Origin of the sequence: Ramlibacter albus (assembly GCF_014297445.1) — a bacterium.
Classification (GTDB): domain Bacteria; phylum Pseudomonadota; class Gammaproteobacteria; order Burkholderiales; family Burkholderiaceae_C; genus Ramlibacter; species Ramlibacter albus.
On the sequence record NZ_JACORU010000010.1, the window covers coordinates 213019 to 221194 of the forward strand.

Annotated in this window: 7 protein-coding genes; 2 read left to right on the forward strand and 5 right to left on the reverse strand. The window is 67.2% G+C overall.

Translation table 11 applies throughout. From position 1 onward, the window contains the following. Nucleotides 1-22: 22 nt before the first annotated feature. From H8R02_RS23425 to H8R02_RS23440, 4 genes are all read right to left on the reverse strand, one after another. Complete coding sequence (locus H8R02_RS23425; RefSeq protein WP_187083922.1) at nucleotides 23-2881, reverse strand: aconitate hydratase; 2859 nt, start codon at nucleotides 2879-2881, stop codon at nucleotides 23-25. A gap of 51 nt (nucleotides 2882-2932) precedes the next feature. After that, a complete protein-coding gene (locus H8R02_RS23430) occupies nucleotides 2933-4108 on the reverse strand; it encodes a phosphoglycerate dehydrogenase (protein ID WP_187083923.1) in 1176 nt (391 codons plus the stop codon). A 1-nt stretch (nucleotide 4109) separates the two neighbouring features. After that, entirely contained in the window at nucleotides 4110-5192 is a 1083-nt protein-coding gene (gene serC, locus H8R02_RS23435; protein ID WP_187083924.1) for a 3-phosphoserine/phosphohydroxythreonine transaminase, read from the reverse strand. A 61-nt stretch (nucleotides 5193-5253) separates the two neighbouring features. Then, entirely contained in the window at nucleotides 5254-5658 is a 405-nt protein-coding gene (locus H8R02_RS23440; protein WP_187083925.1) for a hypothetical protein, read from the reverse strand. A 107-nt stretch (nucleotides 5659-5765) separates the two neighbouring features. On the opposite strand from H8R02_RS23440, the gene H8R02_RS23445 reads away from it, so the two are divergent. Beyond that, nucleotides 5766-6602, forward strand: a complete 837-nt coding sequence (locus H8R02_RS23445; RefSeq protein WP_255429509.1) for a helix-turn-helix domain-containing protein — start codon at nucleotides 5766-5768, stop codon at nucleotides 6600-6602. Here the strand turns inward: H8R02_RS23445 and sbmA are convergent. Beyond that, nucleotides 6556-7563, reverse strand: a complete 1008-nt coding sequence (sbmA, locus tag H8R02_RS23450; protein ID WP_187083927.1) for a peptide antibiotic transporter SbmA — start codon at nucleotides 7561-7563, stop codon at nucleotides 6556-6558. The two genes, H8R02_RS23445 and sbmA, sit on opposite strands and share 47 nt — an antisense overlap. Before the next feature lie 159 nt (nucleotides 7564-7722). On the opposite strand from sbmA, the gene H8R02_RS23455 reads away from it, so the two are divergent. Then, nucleotides 7723-8176, forward strand: a 454-nt coding sequence (locus H8R02_RS23455) for a hypothetical protein (RefSeq protein WP_187083928.1), incomplete at its 3' end; no start/stop codon positions are given.

Below are 8176 nucleotides of genomic sequence, written 5' to 3' on the forward strand. Positions count from 1 at the left end.
CGCCGGATTGTGCGCCAGCGCCTCAGCCTTCCAGCAGTTGCCTCAGAACGTAGGGCAGGATGCCGCCGTGCCGGTAGTAGTCCACCTCGATCGGCGTGTCGATGCGCAGCTTCACCGTCACCTCCTGCTGCGAGCCGTCGCGGCGCTTCACGATCACCTTGGCGTCGCTCTGCGGCGTGAGCTCGGGGTCGGGGATGACGTCGATCGTCTCCTCGCCGGTCAGGCGCAGGGATTGCCACGTGTCACTGCCCTGGAACTGCAGCGGCAGCACGCCCATGCCCACGAGGTTGCTGCGGTGGATGCGCTCGAAACTGCGCGCGACCACCGCCTTGATGCCCAGCAGCTGCGTGCCCTTGGCGGCCCAGTCGCGCGAGGAACCGGTGCCGTATTCCTCGCCGGCGAAGATCACCGTGGGCCGGCCTTCGCCGATGTACTTCATCGCGGCGTCGTAGATCGACATCTTCTCCACGTTGCCGCTCGCGTCGCGGTAGAGCGTGACACCGCCCTCCTCGCGCGAGCCGTCATCACGCGCGGGGATCATCAGGTTCTTGATGCGCACGTTGGCGAAGGTGCCGCGCATCATCACCTCGTGGTTGCCGCGGCGGCTGCCGTAGCTGTTGAAGTCGGGCTTGAGCACGGACTTCGAGATCAGGTACTTGCCCGCGGGGGACGTGTCCTTGATCGAGCCGGCCGGCGAGATGTGGTCCGTGGTGATCGAGTCGCCGAAGAGCGCCATGATGCGCGCGCCCTGCACCGAGACGTCGTCGTCCACCGGCGGCGCGAGCGTGAAGCCCTCGAAGAACGGCGGCTCGGCGATGTACGTGCTCTCGGGCCAGGTATACGTCTCGCCGCTGACGCCATGGATCGACTGCCACAGCGCGCCCGGCTCGCTCTTCACCTTGCCGTAGTTGGCGCGGTACATGCTGCCGGACAGCGCCTTCTTCATCAGCTTGTGGATCTCGTCGGAGCTGGGCCAGATGTCGCCCAGCCACACGTCCTTGCCATCGTGGCCCACGCCCACCGGCTCGGTCATCAGGTCCTTGAGCACCGTGCCCGCGATCGCGTACGCCACCACGAGCGGCGGGCTCGCGAGGAAGTTGGCCTTGATGTTGGGGTGGATGCGCGCCTCGAAGTTGCGGTTGCCCGAGAGCACCGCCGCGCACACGAGGTCGCTCTGCGTGATCGCCTCGTTGATCTCCGGCGCGAGGTCGCCGGAGTTGCCGATGCACGTGGTGCAGCCGTAGCCCACCACGGAGAAGCCGAGTTGCTCCAGGTACGGCAGCAGCCCCGTCTTCTCGAAGTACTCCGTGACGATGCGCGAGCCGGGCGCGAGCGAGGTCTTGATGTGGCGCTTGACGCGCAAGCCCTTCTCCACCGCCTTCTTCGCCAGCAGGCCCGCGGCGAGCAGCACGCCCGGGTTGGACGTGTTGGTGCAGCTCGTGATCGCCGCGATCAGGATGTCGCCGTTGCCGATGGTGATGTCCTGCACCGACGTGCGCGGCGGCTGCGCGAGCGCATGCGCCGAGGGCAGCGTGGGCTTGTTCGCCTCCATCTCCAGCTCGAAGCGCGGCGCCGCGAGCGGCGTGGGCGGGTTGTCGGGCGTGGGGCGGCTCATCTCCTCGCCCAGCTTGAGGAGATGGCGCGTGGCGAGCACATCGGCGCTCTGGTTGAAGCCGTTCTCCGCGATCGGTTTGGAGAACAGCTCCTTGAAGGTCGAAGCCACCTTGCCGATCTCGATGCGGTCCTGCGGGCGCTTGGGGCCCGAGAGGCTCGGCGTGACGCTGCCCAGGTCCAGCTTGAGCGTGGTGGAGTAATCGATGTCGCCCGGCATCGGCACGCCGAACATGCCCTGCGCGCGGAAATAGCCTTCGAGGTAGTCGATCTCCTCGCTGCTGCGGCCCGTGCCCTTGAAGTACTCGATGGTCTTCTCGTCCACCGGGAAGAAGCCCATGGTCGCGCCGTACTCGGGCGCCATGTTGCCGATGGTCGCGCGGTCCGGCACGGCAAGGCTGCGCGTGCCTTCGCCGAAGAACTCGACGAACTTGCCCACCACCTTGTGCTTGCGCAGGATTTCCGTGACGGTCAGCACGAGGTCGGTCGCGGTCACGCCTTCGCGCAAGCGGCCGGTGAGCTCGAACCCCACCACGTCCGGCGTGAGGAAGTACACCGGCTGCCCCAGCATCGCGGCCTCGCCTTCGATACCGCCCACGCCCCACGCAACGACGCCAACACCGTTGATCATGGTGGTGTGGCTGTCGGTGCCCACGAGCGAGTCGAAGTAATAGACGCCGTTCGCGTCCTTGTGCACGCCGCGCGCCAGGTACTCGAGGTTCACCTGGTGCACGATGCCGAAGCCGGGCGGCACCACGCCGAAGGTGCTGAAGGCCTGCATGCCCCACTTCATGAACTGGTAGCGCTCGCGGTTGCGCTGGAACTCCAGCTTCATGTTCAGGTCGAGCGAGTCCTTCGTGCCGTAGTGGTCGACCATGACCGAGTGGTCGACGACAAGGTCCACCGGCACGAGCGGCTCGATCCGCTTCGGGTCCTTGCCCAGCCGCTGCGCGGCGCTTCGCATCGCGGCCAGGTCGGCCAGCAGCGGCACGCCGGTGAAGTCCTGCAGCACGACCCGCGCGACGACGAACGGGATCTCGGTGGTGCGGTCCGCATTGGGGAACCAGTTGGCCACCTGCCGCACGTGCTCATCCGTGACCTTCTTGCCGTCGCAATTGCGCAGCACGCTCTCCAGCACGATCCGCATCGAGACCGGCAGGCGGCTGACCTTGGGGAATTGCTTGGCGAGCGCGGGCAGCGAATAGAACTGCCCGGTTGCGCCCTGGCGCGTCTTGAACTTCTGGAGGGTGGAAGCGAAAGCGTGGGGCATGTTGTTCTTTGCGGGATTCGAGTTGGAATCCCGCAATTCTGCGCCCGGAAGCTACGGCTGTGCAGGCAGGTAGCGCACCCCCAGCACGCCACTGATGTTTCTGATTGCAGCGAGCACGCTGTCGGGGACGGGGCTGTCGACGTCCAGCACGGTGTAGGCCATGTCGCCCCGCGACTTGTTGACCATGTCGTGGATGTTCAGGCCCGCGTTGGCCATGGCGGTGGAGATCTGGCCGATCATGTTCGGCACGTTGGCGTTGGCGATGGCCACGCGCCAGTTCGACTCGCGCGGCATCGCCACGGCCGGGAAGTTCACCGCATTGGTGATGTTGCCGTGCTCCAGGTAGTCGCGCAGCTGCTCGGCCACCATCACGGCGCAGTTGTCCTCCGCCTCGCGCGTGGACGCACCGAGGTGGGGCAACGCGATGATGCGCGGGTGGCGCAGGATGGCGCCGGAGGGGAAGTCGCAGACGTACCAGCCGAGCTGGCGGCCGTCCAGCGCCTGCACCGCGGCCGCTTCGTCCACCACACCCTCGCGCGAGAAGTTGAGCAGCACCGCCTCCGGCTTCATCAGGCGGATGTTGTCGCGGTTGACGAGGTGCTTCGTCGCGTCCACCAGCGGGACATGCAGCGACACGAAAGCGGAGTTCTTGAGCACGTCCTCGACGCTCGTGGCCTTCTTCACCTGCGAGGGCAGGCTCCAGGCCGCATCGACCGTGATGTGCGGATCGAACCCCATCACGTTCATGCCGAGCTTGATGGCGGCATCGGCGACGAGGCAGCCCACCTTGCCCAGGCCGATCACGCCCAGCGTCTGGCCCGCCAGCTCGCTGCCCGCGAAAGCCTTCTTGCCCTCTTCCACCTGCTTGTCGATGTCGTCGGAAGGCGGCAGCTCGTGCACGAAGCGCTGCGCCTGCGGCAGGTTGCGCGCGGCCATCAGCATGCCGGCCAGCACGAGTTCCTTCACGGCGTTGGCATTGCCGCCGGGCGCATTGAACACGGGCACGCCGCGCGCGTTCATCGCCTTGACGGGGATGTTGTTGGTGCCGGCGCCGCAGCGGCCGATCGCGAGCACGGACGCCGGAATGTCCATGCCGTGCATGTCGGCCGAGCGCACGAGTATCGCGTCAGGTTGCGCGATGTCCTTGCCGGTCACGTAGCTACCGGCCGGGAGCCTTTCCAGGCCCTTGCTTGAAATCTGGTTCAGGACGAGGACCTGGAAAGCCATGCTAGCCGTGCTCCTTCTCGAACTCCTTCATGAAATGCACCAAAGCCTGCACGCCTTCGATCGGCATGGCGTTGTAGATCGAGGCCCGCATGCCGCCGACGGACCGGTGGCCCTTGAGCTGGATCATCCCGCGCGCCTGCGCGCCCTGCAGGAAGGTCTCGTCCTTCGAGGGGTCCTTCAGGTGGAAGGGCACGTTCATCAGCGAGCGATCTTCCTTCGCCACCGAGTTGCGGAAGTAGCTGCTCGAATCGAGGAAGTCGTAGAGCACCTTCGCCTTGGCCACGTTGTGCTCGGCCATCGCCGCCATGCCGCCGCGCTCCTTCACGTACTTGCACACCAGCCCGAGGATGTAGATGGCGTACGTGGGCGGCGTGTTGTACATCGAGTCGTTCTCGGCCTGCAGCTTGTAGTTGAAGGCCGAGGGGCACACGGGCAGCGCGTGGCCGAGCAGGTCGTCGCGCACGATCACGACCGTGACCCCCGAGGGACCCATGTTCTTCTGCGCGCCGCCGTAGATCAGGCCGTACTTGGAGACGTCGATGGGGCGCGAGAGGATGTCCGACGACATGTCGGCCACCAGCGGCACCTTGCCGGTGTCGGGCGTCCAGTGGTACTGCACGCCGCCGATGGTTTCGTTGGAGCAGATGTGGACGTACGCGGCGCCGGGGTCGAGCTTCCAGTCGGACTGCTTCGGGATGGCCGTGAACTTGCCGGCTTCACCGGTCGCGGCGATGTTCACCTTGCCGTAAGTGGCGGCTTCCTTCGCGGACTTCTTCGACCAGTCGCCGGTGACGACGTAATCGGCCTTGCCGGTGGCGCCGACCAGGTTGAGCGGCACGATGGCGTTCTCGCCGATGGCGCCGCCCTGCATGAACAGCACCTTGTAGCCGGGCGGGATGTCCAGCAGTTCGCGCAGCAGCGCCTCCGCTTCGGCGTGGATGGAAATGAACTCCTTGCCCCGGTGGCTCATTTCCATCACGGACATGCCGGTGCCGTGCCAGTCGAGCATTTCGTCGGCGGCCTGCCGCAGCACGGGCTCGGGCAGGGTGGCAGGGCCGGGGCTGAAGTTGAAGACGCGGGTCATGGGGAAGCGGTTCCTGTAGCTGCGAATGCGAAAGTTGCAGCATACAAGAACCCCGATCCCCTCATGCCCACCCGGTGACGGGGTAGCGCTTGAGCCCCAGCCATTGCAGCTCGGCCAGCACGAGCACGACCACCACCTGCGCGAACACCCAGGCGGTGCCGAGCGTCGTGGGCGCGATGGCGCCGTTGACGAGCAGCGCGATGCAGATCACCGCCCAGCCGACGTTGCCCGCCGCGAACAGCGCGACCAGTTGGCGCGGGATCGGCTCGCGCGTGCCGACGAAGGCCGCAACGGCCGCGTAGGCCAGGAGGAACAAGCCGGTGCCGAACAGCATGGTCGGATGCAGGTTGAAGAGATCGGACATCGGCGAGGCAAGCAGCACCTGCAGCGCACCGGTGCCCGCGCACGAGGCGGCATCGGCAAGCATCACGTGGCGCAGGAAGCGGGGGGAAGCAGCGAGGGACATGGAACACTCCTTGGGTTGAAGTGCGCGAATGTTCGGAGGCCGATTGCGTCGTGTCGATGACGTCGCAGGTAATGGCCTCACCGCTCCCCTGCCCTACCATGGCGGCCATGGACACGATCACGCTCACCGGCGGCGCGTCGCGCGCCGTTGCGCCGCACTTCGGCGAACACCTGCGCGAGTGGCGGCAACGCCGCCGCATGAGCCAGCTCGACCTCGCGCAGGAAGCCGACATTTCCACGCGCCACCTGAGCTTCGTGGAAACCGGCCGCAGCGCGCCGAGCCGCGAGATGGTGCTGCGCCTCGCGGAGCGCCTGGACGTCCCGCTGCGGGAGCGCAACGCGCTGCTGGTCGCGGCCGGCTTCGCGCCGATGTACCGCGAACGGCCGCTGGACGACCCTGCGCTCGCGGCAGCCCGCCGCGCGGTGGACCTGATCCTCAAGAGCCACGAGCCCTACCCGGCGCTCGCGGTGGACCGGCACTGGAACCTCGTCGCCGCCAACGCGATGATCCCGCACCTGATGGAGGGCGCGGACGCGTCGCTGCTCGCCCCGCCCGTGAACGTGCTGCGCCTGTCGCTGCACCCCAAGGGCCTTGCGCCCCGAATCGTCAACATCGTGCAGTGGCGCACGCACATCTTCGAGCGGCTGCGCCAGCAGGTGCACGCCACCGGCGACGGCACGCTGGCCGCGCTGCTGGCAGAACTGCGCAGCTACCCGGTACCCGAAGGCGCCAGCGAAGCGAAGCTGGAAGGCGAGCTGGTCGGTGTGGCCATGCCCTTCCAGTTCCGTGGCGCGAGCGGCGTGCTGAGCTTCATCAGCACGACGACCGTGTTCGGCACACCGGTCGACGTGACGTTGCAGGAGCTGGCGCTCGAAACCTTTTTCCCCGCCGACGACTTCACGCTGCAGGCGTTGCGGGCGCTGGCTGCCCAGGGTCCTCGGTGATGTGCGCCTCGAAGGCGCGCAGCCGCTTGTAGACGGAGATGAGCTCCACGATCGTGCTCCAGCTCAGCGCGAGGAACTGGAAGGAGTTGGTCACCTGGTCGAACGCGCGCAGCACCTGCTGGATCACGCCGAAGGTGATGACGCCGGCCACCACCGTCGGCCCCAGCGCGATCATCGGCACGATCACGCCGACCTGGATGTACGAGTACTTCGCCACGTCGAAGTACAGGTAGTGGAAGAACAGGCGGAAGTAGTTGCGCCGCACGTGCGAGTACAGCTCGCGCACCGTCGGCGGTGAAGCGCGGTTGGGGTCGTCCTCGCCGTAGACGAGCTCCTTGCGGTAGGCGGCTTCCACGCGCTGGTTCTGGAACTCCAGCCCCGGCAGCAGCACGCCCACGCCCGCGAGAAGCACGGTGCCGAACACGGCCCACAAGATGGCGAGCCACACCAGCGCATGAGGCACGTTGCCGATGATCGGCAACCCGGTCACCTTCTCCGACAGGCCCCACAGGATCGGCAGGAAGGCGAACAGCGTCATCACGCTGCTCATCAGGCTCACGCCCAGCCCTTCCATGATGCGCGCGAAGCGCATCGTGTCTTCCTGCACGCGCTGCGCGGCGCCTTCGATGGTGCGCAGGCGCGGCCAGTTGGCCATGTAGTAGTCGTTCATCGCCGTGCGCCAGCGGAAGATGTAGTGCTTGATGAAGAAGTTGAGCACCACGGCCACGAGGATGTACTTCATCGCGATGGCGAGGAAGGCCCAGATCTGCGTCATGTACTGCTCGAACGTGACGGTGCCTTTCTGCTCCAGCGCCTTCTGCACAAGGTCCCAGAACACGCCCATCCATTCGTTGATCGCGACGTCCAGCTGCACCTGGTACCACGTGGCCAGCAGGATGAGGATGGAGCCGAGGACGGACCACGGCATCCAGTGCCGGGAAAGGAAGAAGGATCGGAACATGGGCGCATGCTAACCGTGGCTCAGCCAACCGCTTGTCAGCCCGCACGTACAACACGCGGCGATTCGCTCCGACCGGGTACGCATGAGTGCCCCTGCACGCTGAAGACCTTCACCCGGCTGGTTGCCGGCTAACCAATTCGTCGCTTTGGGAGTAAGGACATGAAGGGCAATCGTGGATTCAAGATGACTTTGCTGGCTGCAACGATGGCCAGCGCGATCGGCCTCGCTTTCGCGCAAGCGGGCGGCAGTGACGGCGGCGGCGTTGGCGCCGGCGTTGGCGGTGGCGTGGGTGCCGGCGCAGGCGTCGGTGGCGGCGTCGGTGCCGGTGCCGGTGCGAGCGCCGGCGGTGGCGTCGGTGTGGGCGCCGGTGGCGCAGGCGGCAACGCCGGCGGTAACGGCGGCGGCGTCGGCGCGGGCGGCGGCAACGCGGGCGGCAATGGCGGCGGCGTCGGCGGCGGTGTCGGCGGTGGCGCGAGCGCCGGTGTCGGCGCGAGTGCCGGCGGCGTGGGTGCCGGGGCCGGCGGCAGTGCCGGGGCCAGCGCCGGTGTCGGCGGCGGTGCCGGCGGCGGCGGCGGTGGCGGCAGCGGTGGTGGCAGCGGCAGTGCCGGCGGCG

Excerpts from the sequence above, each read along its gene's own strand:
- serC (WP_187083924.1), bottom strand. The coding sequence starts at position 5,192 with ATGACCCGCGTCTTCAACTTCAGCCCCGGCCCTGCCACCCTGCCCGAG.
- H8R02_RS23425 (WP_187083922.1), bottom strand. The coding sequence starts at position 2,881 with ATGCCCCACGCTTTCGCTTCCACCCTCCAGAAGTTCAAGACGCGCCAG.
- H8R02_RS23440 (WP_187083925.1), bottom strand. The coding sequence starts at position 5,658 with ATGTCCCTCGCTGCTTCCCCCCGCTTCCTGCGCCACGTGATGCTTGCC.
- sbmA (WP_187083927.1), bottom strand. The coding sequence starts at position 7,563 with ATGTTCCGATCCTTCTTCCTTTCCCGGCACTGGATGCCGTGGTCCGTC.
- H8R02_RS23430 (WP_187083923.1), bottom strand. The coding sequence starts at position 4,108 with ATGGCTTTCCAGGTCCTCGTCCTGAACCAGATTTCAAGCAAGGGCCTG.
- H8R02_RS23445 (WP_255429509.1), top strand. The coding sequence starts at position 5,766 with ATGGACACGATCACGCTCACCGGCGGCGCGTCGCGCGCCGTTGCGCCG.